The following is a 19,956-nucleotide window of genomic DNA, read 5'->3' as shown; positions in this document are numbered from 1 at the left end:
TGATGTTTATCTGCGCACACCACCGAGTGAAATGCCGGCGATCAAATGTTTTTGTAAGAAGATAAACATGATGAGCATCGGAATGGTAGAGAGGAAAGCCGCTGCCATCAGAAGTGGAAAGTCTGTACTATACTGGCCTTGGAAAGAAGCAATTCCGACCGACAACACCCGCATGCTTTCCGAGTTGGTCATGACGAGCGGCCAAAGGAAGTCATTCCAAGAGTTTAAGATCGTAAAAATGGCGAGCGCCACAAGCGCCGGTTTGGCATTTGGTAAGATGATTCGCCAATAGATTCCCCAATGGGAACAGCCATCTATAAGAGCAGCCTCATCCAACTCTTTTGGAATGCCCATAAAGAATTGCCGAAGCAAGAACACCCCAAATGCGCTAAACATGCCTGGTACAATCAATGCGTAAAACGTATCTACCCAACCAAATTCTGTGAGAAGTGCATAGTTAGGAATTAAAATGACTTGCATCGGTACCATTAAGACAGACAAAATGAGAATGAAAATCGTATTCTTAAATGGAAACACAAGACGGGCAAACGCATAAGCCGCCATTGAACAGAGAAGCAGTTGTGCGAGTGTGCGCCCAGCTGTCATTAAAAACGTATTTATATAATAGAGAAAGAAGTCCGCACTTTCGAAAACGGCTAGATAATTTGAAAACTGCGGATCACTCGGCAATATTGTTGGAGGTATTTGAACCGATTCCACATACGTTTTTAAAGATGTAGAGATCATCCAAAAGAAAGGAACAACCATGATAACCGCGCCAACAATCAAAATTAAATGAATCCAGATTTTACTTTTCATGGTTCGTACCCCCTTGTTTACGCATCATAATGCACCCATTTTTTCTGTCCCCAGAACTGAATAATTGTGAAGAGGAGAATCATAAGGAATAAAATGAAGGCTTGAGCGGATGCATACCCCATTTGACTTAACATAAATCCAGATTCATACACGCCGTACACAATCGTCCGAATCGGATTGACGATCGCAGGTGTGTCACCGATCATGACGAAAATTAGGTCAAACACTTGTAAAGACGTAATCATTGAAGTAACCGTCACAAAAAAGAGTGTAGGTGTAATTAACGGAAGGGTAATCTTAAAGAACTGATTCATTTTTGACGCCCCGTCAATTTTGCTCGCCTCGTAATAGGTTGTGGATACCCCTTGTAAACCGGCGAGAATCAAAATGACACTGTTACCGACCGTCATCCATACGTAGACGGCAATAACCGAAAGAAGGGCGATGTTTGGATTAAAGAGCCACTCTGGTTCAGGTAAACCGATGATTCCAAGTACATAGTTAATCAGACCAAACTCGGTGTTATAAAGCCACAACCAGACCATTCCTACCGCTACAGGCATCGTCACGACGGGCAAGAAATACAATGTTCGATAAATGATCATGCCTTTAATTCGTTGATTGAGCAAAACCGCAATCATCGTAGCCAACGTTACGGTGACAGGGACAGCCACCCCTGTAAAAATGATGGTGTTTACGAGCGAACGCATGAAGATATCACTATTAAAAAGAGCGATGATGTTATCTAACCCTGCAAAAGATGGGTCAGTGAGCCCGTCCCAAAACGTAAAGGCGAGTCCAAATGAAGCAAGGGCAGGCATCATGTAGAAAGTGAACAGCCCGAGAAACACTGGACCGACGAACAACACTGCCCATAACCTATGGTCGTGCAACTTCTTTTTCTTCGTGTGCCGAGTACTTGTACGGTGCTCCGTTGCCACGTTCGCCATCTACTCATCCCCCTCTTCCTCGACATCAATACCTTCTTGAAGTATTTGATCCATTTCGTTGGCAACCGTTTCTAACGCTTCTTCAATCGTCTTCTGACCTAAGAAAGCGCCTTGAATCTCGGTTTGTTCGACACGTTGCCACTCGGCTGTATTGTTTGACACCGGGTAAGGAGCACCGGTTTCTTGTGCCTCAAGAAATACTTCTAAATTGACCGATGGGGTGGACTCCAACCATCGTTCTCCTTGTGAAATCATCGCCGGTGTGGAAAAACCGCTGTCGGCAATTTCTGCATTTCCAGTTTCGCTTGTCAACTCACGTAACAAGTCCCAGACAACATCAGGGTCAACGACATCTTCGTTCATCGCCCATCCAATGCCATGAATGATAGAGGCATCTTCTTTATGACCGGGCAAAGGAGCCACTTCTACTTTATCGCCAAGCGCCTCAACGACCTCACCGAGCATTGGTGACAACTCTGGGTACATCGCGACCATCTCAGATTGAAAAAGCTGTGTCATTGCTGATTCAATTTGCATGCGTACGCCAGGCGAGATTCCTTCTTCAATGAGGTGCTCTGAAAATTGCAACGCTTCTAAGGCAGCCTCTGTACCAAAGCCTGAATACAGTCCATCATCACTCACAATTTGGCCACCTGCCTGATGAATGAGGTTGTAATACCCTCTTTGATTACTCGTAATGGTTGCCCCGTAGCCGTAAACTCCTGCTTCTTCGTCTGTTAATGCTGCCCCGGCTTCTTCTAAGTCATCCCACGTCCATGTTTCATCTGGATAGTCGACACCTGCTTCATCAAACATTTCCTTGTTGTAAACGAGCGCAATCGCATCGACAAAATAAGGTGCGGCATACAAAGAATCTTCATAGCTATATAATTCAACAGCATTCTCATAGTAGTCTTCTTTATCGTACTCAGCGTCCGCTTCAACGAATGGATCGAGATCTTTAATTAACCCAGAATCTGCATAGCGATGAAAGTTGACGGCATTCATCCAAAAGAGGTCTGGACCACTGCCTGCACCCATGCTTGTACTTAGATTCGTCCAATATTGTGCGAATGGGGTATATGTAACTTGCACATCAATGTCTGGGTGAATCTCATTAAAGGAAGCGATGGCCGCTGTTACCGCATCATCGGCATCCTCATCCCACAGGCAATTTGCAACGTATCTTGCGTGCGTTCTTCACCTGAACAAGAAACGAGCAACACGCTAGCTGCACACGCCAACCCGATTTTCTTACGCATATCCACCCTCCTTATAATTGACTAGATGTGTATCATTTTGCCGGTCTGAAAGGATTGATTCGCTGCAAGTGTGACGGCAAGTGTGTCTACACCTTCTTGATACGAAGCTTTGACGAGTGTCTGATCTCCTTGCCGCACGGCTTCGATGAACGCTTGATCCTGGGCTTTATAGAAATCTTCATACGATGAAATGACGCATATTTACTGAACTCACATCTGGAATATCCAATCCTTCAATGTGTTTGGAAACCGTTAGCGCCATGTCAGCGCTGACAGTTTGAACGTCTCCTGCGAGGTATCGAACAAGGTCAACAATGTGCGTGGACTGTTCGACTAATTGCCCCCCGGACTTTTCTTGATGCCGATACCACGGTGTGTTAACAAACGAACTCAAGTATTGACCTCTGACCATCGCGACCGTTTGATTACCGAGTAGCTCTTTCGCCTTCGCAATGAGATCCCAATATCTTAGGCAATATCCCGAGGCATTAATAATCCCTGAAGATTCAATCATTTTGGCTTTTTCTTTTGCCCGAGACAATTCGAGTTCTACCGGCTTTTCTACCATCAGATGGATGTTACGAGCGACAACTTTTTCTTCCAATTCACTGTGCGCAAACGGTGGTACACAAAGAAAAATTGCGTCCAAGTTCTCGTTATCCATCATCTGCTCAGCATCTGCATATGCTCTAGCATTGTATTCAGAAGCTGCTCTTTTTGCAGCTTCTGTTTGAATATCGGTAACCGCAACAATCTTGGCATGTTCAATTTGACCAATGTTTTTCATATGCACCCGTGCAACACCACCTGCACCGATAAAACCAATTCCAAGTCTGTTCATACAATCCTCCTTAACTCACTGACCAAAAATGACATCCATATGATGGGCCGTGTCTATCGCCAACGCTTTGGCTGATGTGTCATACGGGCTAAGTTCTGCCACGATCGTGCTGTCATAACCAATTTCTCTAAGAGCATTCGCCACCTTTTTCCAATCCACATCTCCAGATAACAGATTAGTAAACCCTGTAATGTTCCCCGTACTCGTCTTAAAATCTTTAACGTGTACTTTCAAAATGCGCTCATTCAAAATTTCAATCCACTGCTCTGGATAACCAAACTGCAATACATTACCGACGTCAAAATATGCACCGACAAATGGGGATTCACAACCGTCAATAAACGCTGCCATCTCCAATGGAGACAGTAAGAAGCGATTCCATACATTTTCTACACCGATGGAAGTATTCGCTCGTTCAGCGTAAGGTGCCAACTCTCGTAAGGCCGTTTGGGAACGCTCATAACAGTCACGATAGGATACATCTTTTGTAACAACGCCTGGGACGACGAGGATCGTCTCCATCTCCATCACGTCAGCCAAGGCCAACATCTTTCTCACGACCTCTTTGCCTTCTTCACGAAGGTTTCCATCATTTGCTGATAATGGAGTTTTCCATAAAAGTGCGGTCGATAAGCTCCGCAATTGAATAGCATAACGATCCGCCAACCGTTTGATGGCCGTCGCTTCTTCGGCTGTCGTTTCCATTGTTAGGCCGACTCCGCCTGGCTCTCCAACATTCAGCTCCACAACACCCATGCCGGCTTCTTTCGTCCATAAAAACACATCTTCAAGCGGTGTACCTTCTGGAAAACACCATTGATTGAGTCCCGTTTGCATGTCAGATGCCTCCTTTACGTAATGGCTATAGGTCGTTTTTGTTTGCTTGATTCATAAGCCGCCAATGCGACTTCTACCGTGCGTAGCCCATCCTCCCCTGTGATGGAAGGTGCAAGGTCTTCACGAACTGCACCGACAAAATCCTTAACAAGTGCTGCATCCATATCATCGCCCCAAAACGTCCATTGGAGTCCATTGCTGTGATACACATCGAATTTCTGAGCAAAAGCATCGACAAATAACGTTCCATCCGTTCCTATAAATTCAATTGTGACATCACCCCACGTCGGAAAATTACTCGGACGTGACCAACTGCAATCCAGCGTCGCAAAAGATCCGTCCTCCAACGTCATCGTTAAGATGCCACTGTCGTCGATCGCGCTCTTCGCAGATTGTTCAATTTCGGCATACACGTGTGTAAATTCTTTCTCTGTAATCCAGCGGATAATATCTGCGACGTGTACGGTATGGTCCATTACAGCTCCGCCGCCGGAAGACGATTTGTCAACAAACCAACCGCCTGGGTTTTTGCCGCGATTCGTCCCCTTAATGGCGACAATCTCTCCTATTTTACCTTCTTGAATGACATTTCTAGCACGCTTAATCGCTTCATTAAAACGAACAGGGAACGCGGTTTGCAATAAGACCCCTGCCTGTTTACAAGCATTAATCATCGCTTTCGCATCTTCGGCTGTAGGCGCAAGTGGCTTCTCGCAAAGCACGGCCACACCTGCCAAAGCTGCCGCTTCTACATGCTCACGATGACGGCTGTTTTCTGAAGTGATGATCACCGCATTCACGCTCGCCTTTAACAATGCATCGTAAGAAGAAAAGTAGTCTGTTTTAAAACGATCAGCCGCAGCTTGGCCACGCTCACGGTCATCATCTGCAATTCCGACAAGTTCAACATCTGGCATATTTACGAGCGCATCGGCATATGCATTCGCATGCCCATGAGCAAAACTTATAATTCCTACTCTCATGACGACTTCACTCCTTCTGCGGTAATTTCAACAACTTCACCATCAGCAATAGATGCAAGTGCAGCATGCGAAATGACGACGGCTTCATACGCATCTTCAGCGGTGACGACCGGTTCGGAACCGGTTTCTATGCAGGATATAAAATGTCTAAGTTCTCGATCATACGGGGAGAGTTGTAACGGGCTTTCTGGGACAGCAACTCCAGCACCACTCCCTTCAGTCTGGTGAATTTCTGTTATGACGGCTTTTTGTTTTTGACTATCGTAATCAATGACCCCATCGGTACCGGAGAACTCAAAAGCCGTGGAAAACTGGCGATGCGCCCACGTTCCTTCCACATGAGCGATGACGCCACTTGCAAACCGCAATGTCACCGATGCATAGTCTCGTTTTTTCTCATTTACGCCTTTGGCTCCAGCAATGCTCTTTGCATACACCCGCGTAACATTTCCAAAACACCAGCGTAAAAAGTCAAAGTCGTGAATAATTGTATCAAGAACAAGTCCACCGCTCCTTGAGTAGTCACTATACCAATCACTTGGTACTTGGGGGAATGCACCACCACGCCTTGTCCGAACAACGTTGATCTTGCCAATCGCTCCTGAATCAATCACTTGCTTCGCTTCAACATACTCTTGGAAAAAGCGGACAACATGTCCAACAAATAATTGAACTTTCTTTTCTTTGCAATAATCAATTAACTCTCTCGCTAATTCTGGTGTTCTTGCGATCGGCTTCTCACAAATCACATGAATACCCGCATCAGCGGCTTGCTTGACGTATTCTGGGTGCTCATCGGTCGGTAGACAAATGGAGACCACATCAATACGTTCGTTTAATTTTGTGAGCGCTTCTTGAAATGTTTCATATTCATTAGTTTCATAACGTTCTGAAAACTGTTGGCGCTTTTCTAGATTACGGTCCACGACTCCAACAAGTTCTGCGTCAGGCATCTCATAGAACGCTTTCGTATGAACCGAACCCATCGTTCCTAATCCAATAACAAGTGTACGTTGCATACGTTTCCCTCCTAATAATTGATTTGCTATTGAGCTAATGGAATTTGATCAGAACAGGCGACAGATAGTGCCCCAAAGAGTTCAACTTCCTCACTCAAAGACGTAAGTTTAATATTCGTTTTGCTAGCTAGCGCCGGCAACTTCCTCTCTTCTACAATTTGTTGAACTCTCGTGACCAACTGATCATTCCCTTGTACGACTTTGCCGCTTAATACAATCATATCCGGGCTTAACAAGTGAAGAACATTAATAAACGCGGTTGCCACATATTCCGCGACTTCATTGTTAATGACAATGGAAAGAGGATCGTCGTTTTGCACGGCTCGAATAAACATTTCCGGTGTAATCTTCTCATATTGATTGCCCACCCATTCATGTAGGCACGTCTCTGATCTTCTTGCCATTAATAAGGAAATGATTCGTCCTCGTATAGCCGGCCAACTCACATAGCTTTCTAAACAACCACGGTTGTTGCATGAGCACAACACCCCATTTTGAACGACGGTCATATGTCCAATTTCTCCTGCCGCACCGTGTTGACCTCTATGAATGGAGCCGTTGACGAGTAAGCCTCCACCCACACCATCGCCAATCGTAACGTAGAGCACATTCTCTTCATGCAATGCGCCCATGTAACGCTCCGCTGTAACAAATGAATTCGTATCGTTCTCGATATAAATAGGGACCGCGTAAAGCTGTTGAAGCGATTGCTTTAATGGGTACTCATAAATTTTAAGTTGTGCGTTGTACAGCACTACACCACGATCGGCTTCAATGACACCTGGCAAAATGACTGAAATCGCCATACAATCGTCCAAATGAGCGATAAATTGATCGATTTCTTTTAAGAATTTCTGAATGTACGCTTCCCCGGTTAACGACTGCACACTGCTCGTAAATCGATCAAGAACAACGCCTCCAAGCGACACTTTAGCAAACGTCATCGTATGATCTTTTAAAGAAGCACAGATCACATATCGAATATCATCATTCACTTTATAAAGCAGCGGCTTTCTTCCACCTGTCGAGTGACCAATGCCGTCTTCTTGAATGAAATTGTTTTCTAATAGGTTTTGAACGACCGTATTTACTGTCGTTGCACTCACATCATTTTGTACACTGATGAGGTTTTTTGATGCTTTTCTCTGTAAACGAATAGTATGAAACACTTGCGATGCAATTCGATTCAACATGCGAACACGTATCCACTCCTTTCCCAATCTTTTAACACTAACTTTAAAAAGCATAGTACAGGAAGTCAGTTCAACTGTCTAGTATTTTTCTGAATAGCATAAAATTTCGGTGATAATGACGACCTAAGACCCAACTTCCAACAGACACAATAAAAAGTACATAATAAAAACGTCACAAGGGGGGTCCCTTGCGACGCTAATGATCTTATCTAGTCATACACAGTTCAAATCGTTCACAAACGATTAACATCGTTGGGTCAAACGTTCGACCATACGTTTCTAGTAGCTCAGAAAAGTATCGAACATGTCCATCATGCCAATACGAGTAACTTAAATCGCCTTCTCCTTCAGCGCGGGCAAATTCTTCGTCAACTTCGTTAAATGGGATGATTTCAACAGATGTCTGACGGGTAATGGCCTGCGGCTCCCCCGCTCCATTGAGAATGATATTGTACCCTCCCACTTCTGGGATTGCCTCATCGTCAATTTCATATAAAACATGAAGTGAGCAAGTTGCTGTCTTTTTGCCTGCAAGTACAAGTCCTAACAATTCATCAGCCATATCCGCCCCACTGCCAAAGCTCCATGCTTCTGGCGCGTGTTCAGGGCATTCGGGTTTTGCTTCCGATACTCGTTCCAAAATTGTTCAATCATCAACAATTCACTTCTCTCTATAGTTCTGCTGCGATTTCTTCTTTTGTTAGTAGCGTCTCAACAATCGGATTGCTAAACACATGTTGTTCGGTATGATATTTCTTTAATACGTCTGTATCTTTCAACATATTTCCTGTTAGAATACATAACGCCTGCTCTTCTTTATCGATGGTTTGGTTATCAACGAGCTTTTTGAGACCGGCAACTGTCGCCGCAGATGCGGGTTCGCACCCTATACCACTTTGGTCAATGACAGCTTTTGCATTCAGGATCTCTTCGTCGGTTACTGCAACGGTTACTCCGTCAGTTTCCTTTAACACCCGTGCTGCCTTTTTCCAGCTCGGCGGGTTGCCAATATTTAACGCACTGGCAACGGTATTTGGCTCACGTTCAGGCTCATATGGTGAACCTGTCGCCATCATCCGGTGAAAAGGGCTTGCCCCCTCCGCTTGCACGATTGCCACTCGTGGCAGTTTGTCGATAAATCCTAGCTCGTATAAGTCTTGCAAGCCTTTGCCTAGAGCTGTACTATTGCTAAGTGCTCCGCCTGGAACAACGATCCAGTCAGGCAGTTTCCAATTTAAATATTGGGCGATCTCAAAGACAATGCTTTTTTGGCCTTCGATGCGAAACGGATTAATGGAGTTGCATACATAAAGACCAAGTTCCTCACTGTATTGCTGCAAAAACTCAATACCTTCATCGTACTTACCCTCTGTACTAAATACTTTCGCCCCGTAAGCGATTGTTTGCATCACTTTGTTCATCGAGATGTTCTTATTTGGGACGAACACATATGATTTACATCCTGCCATTGAACTGTACATCGCAAGCGATGATGAAGTATTGCCTGTAGACGTACACGTAAATTTATTATATCCAAGGCTTCTTCCGTGAGAAACTGCAACCGCCATGCCATTATCTTTAAAGGAACCACTTGGATTTTCACTTTGAGCTTTAAGTAAGACGTTTTCTTTCATCCCTGTATACGTACGCACCTGTGCAGACTGATATAGCCCGGTATTCCCTTCGTACTTCGTCACCATGTGTTCCTCTTGTACTTCAGGGAAAATCAGTTCTTTGTAGCGCCACACTCCGCTTGCTAATGGCGTCATTCGCTCAGCTAACCGTTCTTGGAACGTATGTTTTAATTTTTCTGTATCCACACCTTTAAAGTTATGGACGATGTCAAAAAGCCCACCACATTCACATTGGTATTGAAAATCATCCATTGAGTATGTATTTTTGCAATCGACACATTGTAATTTCATGTTGAGCAGACGCCACCTTTGCTTTTGCTAGTTCCTTCTAGCATAAGAAAGGTTGTTTCATAAAGCAATGGATATTTTCAGAATTGGATTATTGTTTTAATTCGATAACTTCGGATGGTTGCTTGTTATTCACATTGTTTTGATTTGCTTCGACACTGCAACTGGCCGCCATTGCAATTAGCAAAGAAAATGCAATGAACCATTTATTCTTTCTCATCCGTCAGAGCTCCTTTGTTCTTCCTAGTGGGTCTGTCGCTCTCTGCGGGTAAGGGTTACACTTTTTTCCAATAAATAATGAAAACAACGTGTCAAATAAAAAAAGCGTGCAAGGAGTTAAGATCATCCTTACACGCTTTTTATTAATCAACCAGATACCGACTGAACGTACTAGCTGGCACGTTATTTCTTATCTTCGGATTCATCCTCGTCGGTTTCTTCATTTTCTTCTTTTGCTTCTTCGTCTGCTTCATTTAATTCTTCTTCTGTATCGTCGACCATCTCTTCGGGCATTCCTTGCTCAAACTCTTCACGTTTTTCTTTGAGCTCTTCTTTTGACTCCTCAAGGAATGTCGGTTCATATTCTTTATGCTTACTCTCAAGCCTTAGAATGTCGTACTCGCCACTCAATGCTTTGAGTAAGGACACCGCCATCAGCAAGACGACAAAGGTGAACGGGAAGGCGGCAATTAACATCGCCATCTCTAATGCTTGCAATCCACCTGACAGAAGCAATGCAGCCGCTGTAGCAGAAAGGATCACACCCCAGATTACTTTAACTTTAACTTGAGGATTTAGTCGACCACCGGTCGTTAACATCCCTAAAACAAAAGTCGCTGCATCTGCCGATGTAATAAAGAATGAGGAAACAAGCAAAATCGCGACACCCATAATGACAGGGCTCCACGGATATTGCTCTAAGAAAGCAAAGAGGGCAACTTCATTCCCTTGATCGCTAATGATGTCGTACAATCCACACCGAGTGCATTGTCCATCTCAATAGCTGCAACGCCAAAGATGGAGAACCATACGGCACTAAACAACACAGGCACGGCGGTTACACCGATAACAAACTCGCGAATCGTCCGCCCTCTAGAAACGCGGGCGATAAATGTACCTACAAACGGAGACCAACCGATCCACCAAGCCAATAGAACAAGGTCCAGTCATTTAAAAACTCACGATCCCCTTCAAAAGCATTCATTCCAAGCGTCATGCTAGGTATATTCTGAATGTAACTTCCTAGCGTCGTTGTGAAGGATTCCATCATCTGAATAGATGAGCCTAAGATGAATACTAATAGCATTAAGGCAATCGCAACTACGATGTTCATCCAACTTAAGTAACGAATACCTTTATCAACACCGGTCGTTGCTGAAACGATAAAGATGACAGTCACAACGAGAATAACGATCATCGTCGTTGTCGTCGTATTATTAATACCGTCAAATGTATAACTTAGACCAGCGGTAATTTGCGATGCACCTAGACCTAATGAAGTCGCAATACCAAAGATCGTCGCAAACACTGCAAGTATATCAATACTATGTCCAAGCCCACCTTGAGCGCGCTGACCAATAAGTGGTGTAAATGCCGAACTAATGAGTGCAGGTGCTTGATGACGGAACTTGAAATACGCAAGAGTCAAGGCAACAATGGCGTATGTAGCCATGGGTGGAAACCCCAATGAAAAAGTGTGTACCTTGTTGATTCTTCCACAGCAGCCATCGAAGCCGGATCGACTGAAGGCGGATTGTGGAAGTGGGTAAGTGGTTCTGAAATTCCGAAGAATACAAGTCCTACACCCATCCCTGCTGTAAAGAGAAATGCAAACCACGTAAAATAACTGTATTCCGGCTTTTCATCGGGCTTTCCTAATCGAATGCGCCCGTAAGGACCGAATACGAGAAACAACGCAAGGAGCACAAATAATGTCGTCCCAATAATGTATACCCAACCAAAATTACTTGCTAAAAATCCATCAATAAATCCTAATACTGCCTCTACATTGTCAGGAAGGAAAACTCCCCAAAGAATAAAAACGCCAGCAATCGCTAGAGAGACCCAAAAGACAATACTTAATTTGCTATTTTTCACAATAAACCTCCTCTAGATCGTCTTTGGAATATTATTAACCAATTTGGATTGAAAAAAGACGGTAAATTATGTACAACCCAAACGAGTATGTCGTTCATATCCTCTCCTTTTTACGTGAAAGTATGAAACAACAGTTATAGGTGTTTCCCTTTTTTCAACCGACTTTAAACCTATATTCGACAAATCTTTCCATATGTCAATGAGCACAAGCGACATTTTCTCACATGTTTGTGAAGTTGTAAACATGCGAATCTTGCTGTAAACACTTACATCCTTGCCCTGTATATTCATTTATTTTTTCATAGACCCCGAAGTCATTACTTCATCTATTGAATACGCTTTTCCGTTGTTCGTTACTTTTTACGTTTAGGTTCGACATGCACATTTGTATGATCAATTTCATGTTCATTTTTTAAGTTGTTTTCAATCTGAGTAGCGATTTCATGACTATCTTCTACACTCAGGTGGGGTTCGACCTCAATAACGACGTCAGCGTGGATCGAGCTACCTAGCTTTCGTGCCCGAATCATCTTCAATCCATGTACATGTTCTAATTCTTCAATCGTCGCACGGTACGGCGTTAAATCTTCTTCGTGAAACCCATCTGACAGTGAGTGGGCCGCATCACGAAAAATGTGCCAAGCTGTATAACAAATCACAAGACCGATGATGAGTGCAGCTAATGAATCGACCCATCCTAAATGAAAATACGCCGCAATAATCCCAATAAATGCCCCAACGCTAACAAATGCATCCACGCGATTGTCTTTTGATACAGCAAGTAGCCCTTGGCTATTAATCTTCTTGGCGAGACGTTTGTTATACCACGATACGGCAAACATTATCGCTGCCGCTCCGATCGCTACCCAGGCCGCAATGAGGTTCGGTGATTCAGTCCTCGTCTCTCCAAACAATGATGTTCCTGCCCCCCATAATACTTGGAAGCCAACAACCATAATGATAAACGCTGCAAGTAGTGCTGCAATGCTCTCAGCGCGAAAATGCCCGTAAGGATGGTCCCGGTCTGGAGGCTTTTGCGAAATCCGTAGCCCAATGAGGACAGCAATTGAAACGACGATATCTGCCGCATTATTATAGCCATCTGCGATTAACGCCTGAGAGAAAAACATGTAGCCAATTGTGAGTTTCACTCCAGCTAGACCGAGGTACGTAGCAATGCTTAACCAAGCGCCTTTCTCCCCTTCTCGCAATCGTTCATATCGTCCCATCAGTCATCCTCCTCCAACAGACTATGTATATGCATCGTAGCAACCGCTATATGAGTGGGTCTACAGCAACGTTCTTCGCTACCCACAGACAAGTTGATGCACATATATATTGTTGCAAGTGGGCAAAAAACTATGCACCGTTTTTGTACTCTTACATCATCATAGCTTCCATTCTGTGTTTTTATTTGCAATAATCTAAATTATATATTCTTACGGTGCATAAGGAGGGGTTACAATGTATCATCTCATTATGATCATAAACGTCATCATTACTTGCATCGTTTCACTATTATTTAGTTCTTGGTTCGCTGCAGGATTTATTTCTGAGAGCAACAGTCCGGAAACCTTTGTCGCACCGGAATTTTTCTTCATCATGGCTGTATGGGCAATTGGTTTGGGCTTGTACGTTGTTAGAGCTATCGTAAAGAGTAATTCTCCGGCGTTAAAGCTTAGCTTAACCATCACGTCTTTACTGCTTATGTGGGGCGCACTGCCGATTGGAGCGGAGTTGGTCACAACGATTCTTTTACCTTTACGCTGAATTCGATGCATCATTTTTTACGCAATATACGGTAGGTGTCGAGCGTAGTTTGTCGCATTTGTTGTAAGCCAACAGAATTTTGACATCAACATACGATAAACTAGAGATATTCATCACGAGCCTAATGGTAAACGAGCGGTTAACGCTAAAAGCTCAACGTCACCGACGATTGATGTTCATCGTTCACCGTAGATGTAGCAAAGAATGGCTTCTATGACTGGTCGTAGTGTCCAAATTTTATAAATTCCGTTCAGTTTCACCATTGAGGACCTCTAGTCCGAAAACGTCGCCTATTCAGTACCGTTGATTGGAATGAACGGCGGTGACGCTTGCGAAAGAAGCTCCAAGGCTAGACCCCGCAGCTCGTAAGAAGTTCACTGAAAAAAGGAAATGGAAAAATGTATAACAGTGTTTTGTTTGCTAAAAATAGAAAATCCCACGTAGACCCTGTCTATGATGGAATTTACTTCAATGAGGAACAATTTTTATCAGAAATCCCCACATAGAAAGGCGATATTCCCACATAGACGGTTCTATGATGGGATAATTTGCGATTGCAACGCTCCATGAATATAGAATGAACTAAACAATTTCCTAAATGTACAATTGTTGCTTTCTACTGCAGGTGAATGCACTCCAAAGCATAAGGGGACATCGGCGCTGTGTCTACTTTGGATGGAGGCTCGATATTGGTAATTTCTAGGAGATCGGTGATCTAGACCACGCCCAAAATGGTCTAGATCACGGTTAAAAGGTCGATTTCCACAAATACTTGACGATCTTTATAGAATGAACTTAAGATTTTCTTCACTTGCACTGTTGGGTTGGAGGGTTGGAGGGGTAGCGCGGTGCCATTCTGCGCGCTAGTTTCCCCCATCTACGCGCAAGTTTGCGCTTTTCACCGATTTTAGCGCCGATATCATCAAACTTGCGCGCAGTTTGTTCTAACTTGCGCGCAGATTCCAAGCTAAGTGCCAACGACACGTCGGCCCCGCCGGGGGCCGAAACGCAACCGCACTAGGTTCGGCGCGAACCGCGCCGACGTCTTGTGGGTACTTCGGTTCGGGGATGTGCACATGACTTTGTGAACTGTTCCCTAGTTTATGAGAATACACCGCTTTTCCTGCGAATTTCTTCAACTTGAGAACAGCTCGGTCCCAACTTGAGCACAGTTTCCACTTTACCAAGCTACCCATTGATTCTAAAAGAAATTCTTTAGTTCAACCTATCTAGTTGAAATCCCCACACGAGCCGGACCCGCTGGTTCGCGTTAACGAGTAACGTAGGGAGTGAAACGCTTTTGTTCAGTGACCTTGCCGTAAGACCGAGGAGTTTAGGCTGGTCTTCCTGTAGTTGAAATCAAAAACTCAATAGCCCACATCAGGAAATTCTCTAGAGTCCATCCTAGATCGTATCTGTAATTAAATTTGTCTAACGCCTACGAAACATATCATCCCTTGCAAACTCCAGATTAGAATAAACACTAAAAAAGGCCGCCCACGTATCGGACCGCCTCACCTATTTCCATTTTTCATATTGACGTTCCATTGATTCGGCGAAGATTCTCATCTTCTGCAGTGACGGAACGGGTACCATTCGGTTGTACTTTTTAATCTTTTCGTTTACTTCACCGAGCCGTTGCTCCTTTTGCGACTCTGTGAGCACTTTCTGCTCGTCAATGACTGCTTTAATATCGTCGCGAATCTCATGCTGAAACTCGAGCCAAGGCGGGACATAGTTGGCATTTTTCAAGATCCCGTTTAACGTATCGCCCTTTAAATACTCGTCTGACAATGGTTTTCCGTGCCCTTTTAGCTTGTGGAAATCTTCTTGCTCTTTTGCTTGGCGAATTGAAGATTCGACTTTTCGATCCCACTTATCCGACATCTGTACACCCCACTTTTAAACTAGTGCTTCATAAAGTAAACGTGCAGCCATGACTAGAACCGTAGCAAATAAAATCCACTTAATCCATTTCGTTTGTGAACTCATAATAATCTGGCTTCCAATCCACGCGCCCGTTGCATTTCCTAATGCCAGTACGAGGCCTAGCCACCAGTTCACTTCTCCATTTAAGCCAAAAACGAGCAGTGACACGAATATGTACGCACCCGTTACTAACACTTTAACACTGTTCGCATGAATAAACGACAATTGAAAAATAAACATCGCTGTAAGTACGATATAAAACCCTGCACCAACTTGAATGAATCCACCATAAAACCCAATCGCTAAAAATAACAAGGCGCCTAACGCTTTACGGTTTAGCGAGAGGTTCATTTCTTTTCCCGATCGTTTTGTCGGATCCCAAACGATAAAAAATATCGTGACGACCATCGTGATCGCTAAGATGATTTGAAACAATCCATCGCTAATGTTTACCGCTGCCATCGATCCAAGAATGGATCCAACGATTGCAGGCAACACCACGAGGAACTCACTTTCGTTTCAAGCTTCCCGCGCTTTTTAAAGGCTAACACCGATGTGATGCTTTGCACGACGATGGCTACACGATTTGTTCCGTTCGCTTCCGATGACGGCAATCCTAAAAAAATCAACATTGGCAACGTTAGGAGTGACCCACCAGCAGAAACCGTATTAATCACCCCGCTACAATGCCGACAATAAATATAATGAGATACGACCACAATTGTAAATCCACATACATCCCTCATATCTTCGCTGTTCGTTTACTATATCACACAAATCTCAAGCTCAGAATTGGGATTTTGTCCGCACAACGTATATAATACACGAAAGAACTGTTTAGACTGGAGGCAATACTGTGAAACCAATCAATGCTGAAGATGTTCAGCGTCTCATTGAGGAATACGCTGAAAAAGATCTTTACTTGCACTTGGAAACGACGAACGGCGCGTATGCTTCGCACTTTGATCAATCATTTTTCTCGGCAAGTGCATACATTCGCAATGCCAACGTTCAGTACAAGCAAGGAAAAATTCGCGGCGATGGTCCTTACCGCGTCGGTTTAGAACTGCCGATTGGCTGGATCTACGGCGAGGGGCTCACCCACTACGAAGTTAATGAAAACGGACAATTCATTCTTGCCGGCCTCAATCAAGACGGAAAGATTGCGGTTACACTTGAATTGTCTGAGCAACCGTTTCAATATGACTAAGGAGGAATTGAACATGCACGATGAAACACATGTCCTTGTCATTTTTCCACATCCGGACGACGAAGCCTTCGGGGTGTCCGGGACGATGGCAGGACAAGTCGCTACAGGAACACCGCTCACTTACGCTTGCCTTACTCTCGGTGAGATGGGGAGGAACGTTGGGAATCCGCCAATCGCAAACCGTGAATCACTTCGAGAGATTCGCGAGCGGGAGTTACTTGAAGCGGGAAAAGCGATGGGACTCACCGACCTACGAATGATGGGTTTTCGCGATAAAACATTGGAGTTTCTTGAAGATGGCGTATTGGAAAGTGTTGTAACGGACCTTGTACAAGAATTAAACCCTTCCGTCGTCATCTCATTTTATCCCGAACACGGTGTGCACCCTGACCATGATGCAACAGCGGAAGCTGTTAAAAATGCTCTAGCTGCAATGCCAAAAGAAACACGCCCACGGTTTTGGGGCGTGGCGATCACAAAGGACAACCCAGATGTGGTTTACTCGATCAAACCGTATATCGAACAAAAAATTCAAACGTTAAAAGCTCATTACTCGCAGTTCGGCGCGACATTTCCTGAGCATGAGCGGTTATATCGCGAAGGAAATAAAGAGGCCGTGGAACGTCTTGAGAATGAACGATTTCACACGTATACGTTTGATGATGAATAAATTCTAAAAGCGAGAAGCTGTCATTATTTTGACGGTTTCTCGCTTTTTTGTCGAATTCTACTTTCTATGAAAACCTTCTCCCCGATAGACATTTCGCGTTTTGCACCGTGCAATGCTAGAAACCGTCGATTTGTGTAAAAACTTATTTAGAGGGGATGTTCAGTTCTTGGAGAAATGTGTAATAACAAGAGAGGGAAGGTGAGAGGATTGCTGAAATGGGTACCGTTAAAAGAACAAAATTCGTACGAACGTAAACTTCTGAAGACGATGAAACGACTAAAAATTAAAGATTTCCAATTTAACTGGGACCGAATTGGCTGTTCGATTGATTTCCGGTATCAGCAAAATTCCTATCGAATGGAACATCTGTGCAGAAAGCACGACGCAAAGGCATCATTTTAAGCAATGGCCTTGACTGTCTAGCTGAACTCACCCAATCGCTGACGATGCTAGCAGAAATTATTGAACGAGGAAACTATGATCTCGAGACTTGGATTAGGGGAATGCAAGTCGTTACTGAAGAGGAATCTTCTGATTACGATGAAGAGTTCCATGTTCGGTATCGACCGTTAGACCAAGATACTCTTGCTCCATTTAATGCTAGTACGAATCTAACCAACTTTGAACGAAACCAAGCGGTTCGTGATGCCGCTCGCCACTAACAACACAATCATTTATGGCTGTTCAACAAAGCGTTGAACAGCCAAACGTTTACACCTCACGTTTGAACTCCTCCACAAATGGAAAAACCATTTCTAGGAGGTTTTTTAATGAGAGCGATTACTGTGACTGGCGCCATTCTTATGATTACTGGATGGTTTGCCTCGTTGAATTTGATACATTTTCGGAAGAACAACGCAAAGAAATTCTTCAAAAAATTAAAACAAGCCCGTCCCTCATTTTACTCATCGGTCTAATGCCTCTCGGTATACTCATCAACATTGGAGGAGCATTTCTCGGTTCAATATTTTTGACGGTCAGTGGCGCTACGCTAATTTTCATCCAAGGGATGATCGTCTCCACTCTCATCCTTAGACGGAAACGTTGGAAAGGAATTCTACTTCTTTCTGTCATTTCATTGCTTGGGATCTTTATTTATATTCCATTATTCATCCATTGATTTGTCCCTTTTCTGTGCGTATACTTGTTGCGTACATCAAGAGGTGGGATTAAATGGAGTTTAATGTGAAGTTTCTATCATTTTATGTGATTGAAGTTGAGGGTAGTGGCGATGACGCGAGCCGTTACTATAAACATTACCAAACCTTAGACCAAGACCAGTTTGACGAAAGTGAACTGAAGGACTTTCTCGACGGTGAGTTAAAGAAAATTGTCAAACGAAAAGCAGAGCACCATCCGAAGTCTGATCAAGTACCAACGAAAATTGGGCGGTTTCTAACAGAGGCCGACTATCCTCTTGATTCGAACCCGAATTACGCGTTGTTTCAAAAGACGATCCGTGCAGAAACGAGCGACGTTTTCACCGAACATAGCAACGCCTTCGCAAAACTATACACGGAGACTGCTGCGGTTCGTGGCGGTGTATTTCTCGTCGCTTCCGCTGTGCCTAAAAAGTATTTTTCCGACGAGTTCGTTTTCATCTTAAAATGTGATTTCGAACCAAAAGTGGCGTCCATTAGCGATGAATCGAGCTTTTGCGAAAGATCGAGTACGCCATCACTACGAAAAATATGAAGTCGATTCAATATCCGTTCATGATTGAAGAAGGAATGGTTCAACCTGCGGAGCTGAAGATTCACCAAGCCTCTCATGCTCGTTACTTCCAAGACTTCCTCGCATTTGTTGAGTACGGAGACAGCGTCCCCGTCATGATGAGAGAACAGGTGAAGGAAATGATGACCGAGCACATTTCAGAGAGCTTTACAGAAGAAAGCGAAGAGAAAGTGAACTGGGAGCGCTCCCTCGATGAGTGGGAAACGAGCGATAAGCGTGAAATCAATGAGCACCTTGAAACCCATCAAGTCGTCGAAGCATCCGCGCAAATCGTTGAACAAACCCCTGAAGCCCGGATTCAGGTAAAGCTCGGTGAAACTGAAGTTAAAGGCTTGCTTGCCGACTTTGGCGAAAGCTTACACATCGCAAAACTAAACGGACGATATGTACTCATCGCCGAAGCCGATGAGCTTACATTCGAAAAAGGCGCTACACCCGTCGAGTTTTACAAACCTGAAGACATCTATTCCTTAATTAAAAAGATGAATGACCGCTCTGCCGACTAAGTCTATAAAGAATAAACGTAACATTTTCCTAATTACTCAGTTTGTTGTTGCTTTCCACTGCAGGCGGATGGTTGCAGTCCGGAGTACAAGGGCAACATCGGAGGTCAAAAGGCGACCACCGTGTTTTCTAGGCAGTCCAGACTATAAGCGCAACATCGGTGGCTAAAAGACAGCCACCGTGTTTTCTTTACACTCCAGAGCACAAGTGCAACGG

Annotated in this window: 22 protein-coding genes and 2 pseudogenes; 6 read left to right on the top strand and 18 right to left on the bottom strand. The window is 44.1% G+C overall.

The features are described from left to right. Positions 1-6 precede the first annotated feature (6 nt). The 15 genes and pseudogenes from JCM19037_RS04110 to JCM19037_RS04055 all read right to left on the bottom strand — a co-directional run bounded on the left by JCM19037_RS04110 (position 7) and on the right by JCM19037_RS04055 (position 13,152). Positions 7-819, bottom strand: a complete 813-nt coding sequence (locus JCM19037_RS04110; RefSeq protein ID WP_042398176.1) for a carbohydrate ABC transporter permease — start codon at positions 817-819, stop codon at positions 7-9. Between the two features lie 17 nt (positions 820-836). Continuing rightward, positions 837-1,769, bottom strand: coding sequence for a carbohydrate ABC transporter permease (locus JCM19037_RS04105; RefSeq protein WP_042398173.1), 933 nt, complete (start codon positions 1,767-1,769; stop codon positions 837-839). Further along, complete coding sequence (locus JCM19037_RS04100; protein WP_238544537.1) at positions 1,770-2,864, bottom strand: sugar ABC transporter substrate-binding protein; 1,095 nt, start codon at positions 2,862-2,864, stop codon at positions 1,770-1,772. It lies immediately after the preceding gene. 44 nt (positions 2,865-2,908) lie between these two features. After that, on the bottom strand, positions 2,909-3,031 hold the full coding sequence (locus tag JCM19037_RS28180) for a hypothetical protein (protein WP_255357840.1): 123 nt from the start codon (positions 3,029-3,031) through the stop codon (positions 2,909-2,911). Positions 3,032-3,209: 178 nt separating this feature from the next. Beyond that, positions 3,210-3,872 carry a Gfo/Idh/MocA family protein gene (locus JCM19037_RS04095; RefSeq protein ID WP_238544536.1) on the bottom strand — a complete coding sequence of 221 codons (663 nt, stop codon included), beginning with the start codon at positions 3,870-3,872 and terminating at the stop codon, positions 3,210-3,212. Between the two features lie 15 nt (positions 3,873-3,887). Beyond that, entirely contained in the window at positions 3,888-4,709 is an 822-nt protein-coding gene (locus tag JCM19037_RS04090; protein WP_042398170.1) for a sugar phosphate isomerase/epimerase, read from the bottom strand. A 14-nt stretch (positions 4,710-4,723) separates the two neighbouring features. After that, positions 4,724-5,692, bottom strand: coding sequence for a Gfo/Idh/MocA family protein (locus tag JCM19037_RS04085; protein WP_042398167.1), 969 nt, complete (start codon positions 5,690-5,692; stop codon positions 4,724-4,726). Then, positions 5,689-6,711, bottom strand: coding sequence for a Gfo/Idh/MocA family protein (locus JCM19037_RS04080; RefSeq protein WP_042398164.1), 1,023 nt, complete (start codon positions 6,709-6,711; stop codon positions 5,689-5,691). Before JCM19037_RS04080 ends, JCM19037_RS04085 begins: the two co-directional genes overlap by 4 nt. A 26-nt stretch (positions 6,712-6,737) precedes the next feature. Then, positions 6,738-7,904: an ROK family protein gene (locus JCM19037_RS04075; protein ID WP_042398161.1), complete on the bottom strand. Its 1,167-nt coding sequence runs from the start codon at positions 7,902-7,904 to the stop codon at positions 6,738-6,740. 205 nt (positions 7,905-8,109) lie between these two features. Continuing rightward, a complete protein-coding gene (locus JCM19037_RS04070; protein WP_238544535.1) occupies positions 8,110-8,544 on the bottom strand; it encodes an ASCH domain-containing protein in 435 nt (144 codons plus the stop codon). A 31-nt stretch (positions 8,545-8,575) separates the two neighbouring features. Continuing rightward, positions 8,576-9,829 (bottom strand): threonine synthase, encoded by a 1,254-nt coding sequence (thrC, locus tag JCM19037_RS04065; RefSeq protein ID WP_042398158.1) that lies wholly within the window; start codon positions 9,827-9,829, stop codon positions 8,576-8,578. Positions 9,830-9,917: 88 nt separating this feature from the next. Then, complete coding sequence (locus JCM19037_RS28175) at positions 9,918-10,046, bottom strand: hypothetical protein (protein WP_255357839.1); 129 nt, start codon at positions 10,044-10,046, stop codon at positions 9,918-9,920. A 182-nt stretch (positions 10,047-10,228) separates the two neighbouring features. After that, complete coding sequence (locus tag JCM19037_RS28170) at positions 10,229-10,798, bottom strand: BCCT family transporter (RefSeq protein ID WP_255357838.1); 570 nt, start codon at positions 10,796-10,798, stop codon at positions 10,229-10,231. Beyond that, positions 10,744-11,923: pseudogene (locus JCM19037_RS04060) on the bottom strand (BCCT family transporter). The gene JCM19037_RS28170 and the pseudogene JCM19037_RS04060 overlap by 55 nt, the downstream one beginning before the upstream one ends. 353 nt (positions 11,924-12,276) lie before the next feature. Beyond that, a complete protein-coding gene (locus tag JCM19037_RS04055) occupies positions 12,277-13,152 on the bottom strand; it encodes a cation diffusion facilitator family transporter (RefSeq protein ID WP_042398156.1) in 876 nt (291 codons plus the stop codon). A 235-nt stretch (positions 13,153-13,387) separates the two neighbouring features. Between JCM19037_RS04055 and JCM19037_RS04050 the strand changes: the two genes are divergently transcribed. Further along, on the top strand, positions 13,388-13,693 hold the full coding sequence (locus JCM19037_RS04050; RefSeq protein WP_042398154.1) for a hypothetical protein: 306 nt from the start codon (positions 13,388-13,390) through the stop codon (positions 13,691-13,693). Between the two features lie 1,518 nt (positions 13,694-15,211). Here the strand turns inward: JCM19037_RS04050 and JCM19037_RS04045 are convergent. Genes JCM19037_RS04045 through JCM19037_RS29870 form a run of 3 tightly spaced genes read right to left on the bottom strand, consistent with a single transcriptional unit; the run spans position 15,212 to position 16,368 of the window. Then, on the bottom strand, positions 15,212-15,580 hold the full coding sequence (locus JCM19037_RS04045; RefSeq protein WP_042398153.1) for a DUF1992 domain-containing protein: 369 nt from the start codon (positions 15,578-15,580) through the stop codon (positions 15,212-15,214). Positions 15,581-15,595: 15 nt separating this feature from the next. Beyond that, positions 15,596-16,123: a sulfite exporter TauE/SafE family protein gene (locus tag JCM19037_RS04040; RefSeq protein WP_052363523.1), complete on the bottom strand. Its 528-nt coding sequence runs from the start codon at positions 16,121-16,123 to the stop codon at positions 15,596-15,598. After that, the gene (locus JCM19037_RS29870; RefSeq protein WP_081829039.1) at positions 16,072-16,368 is read right to left on the bottom strand and encodes a sulfite exporter TauE/SafE family protein; all 297 of its coding nucleotides are present in this window, start codon (positions 16,366-16,368) and stop codon (positions 16,072-16,074) included. Before JCM19037_RS29870 ends, JCM19037_RS04040 begins: the two co-directional genes overlap by 52 nt. A gap of 110 nt (positions 16,369-16,478) precedes the next feature. On the opposite strand from JCM19037_RS29870, the gene JCM19037_RS04035 reads away from it, so the two are divergent. The 5 genes and pseudogenes from JCM19037_RS04035 to JCM19037_RS04015 all read left to right on the top strand — a co-directional run bounded on the left by JCM19037_RS04035 (position 16,479) and on the right by JCM19037_RS04015 (position 19,742). Beyond that, positions 16,479-16,832, top strand: coding sequence for a YojF family protein (locus tag JCM19037_RS04035; protein ID WP_042398151.1), 354 nt, complete (start codon positions 16,479-16,481; stop codon positions 16,830-16,832). Between the two features lie 13 nt (positions 16,833-16,845). Continuing rightward, a complete protein-coding gene (bshB2, locus tag JCM19037_RS04030) occupies positions 16,846-17,502 on the top strand; it encodes a bacillithiol biosynthesis deacetylase BshB2 (RefSeq protein ID WP_042398150.1) in 657 nt (218 codons plus the stop codon). A 368-nt stretch (positions 17,503-17,870) separates the two neighbouring features. Beyond that, the gene (locus JCM19037_RS24895; RefSeq protein ID WP_052363522.1) at positions 17,871-18,164 is read left to right on the top strand and encodes a hypothetical protein; all 294 of its coding nucleotides are present in this window, start codon (positions 17,871-17,873) and stop codon (positions 18,162-18,164) included. 14 nt (positions 18,165-18,178) lie between these two features. Then, positions 18,179-18,622 carry a hypothetical protein gene (locus tag JCM19037_RS04020; protein WP_152548934.1) on the top strand — a complete coding sequence of 148 codons (444 nt, stop codon included), beginning with the start codon at positions 18,179-18,181 and terminating at the stop codon, positions 18,620-18,622. Between the two features lie 53 nt (positions 18,623-18,675). Next, positions 18,676-19,742, top strand: a pseudogene (locus JCM19037_RS04015) (DUF3900 domain-containing protein). Positions 19,743-19,956: the final 214 nt, after the last annotated feature.

The organism is Geomicrobium sp. JCM 19037, from assembly GCF_000698105.1.
Lineage (GTDB): Bacteria > Bacillota > Bacilli > Bacillales > Marinococcaceae > Geomicrobium_A.
The sequence above is the reverse complement of the archived record's forward strand: the minus strand, read 5'-3'. Positions and strand labels throughout refer to the sequence as shown.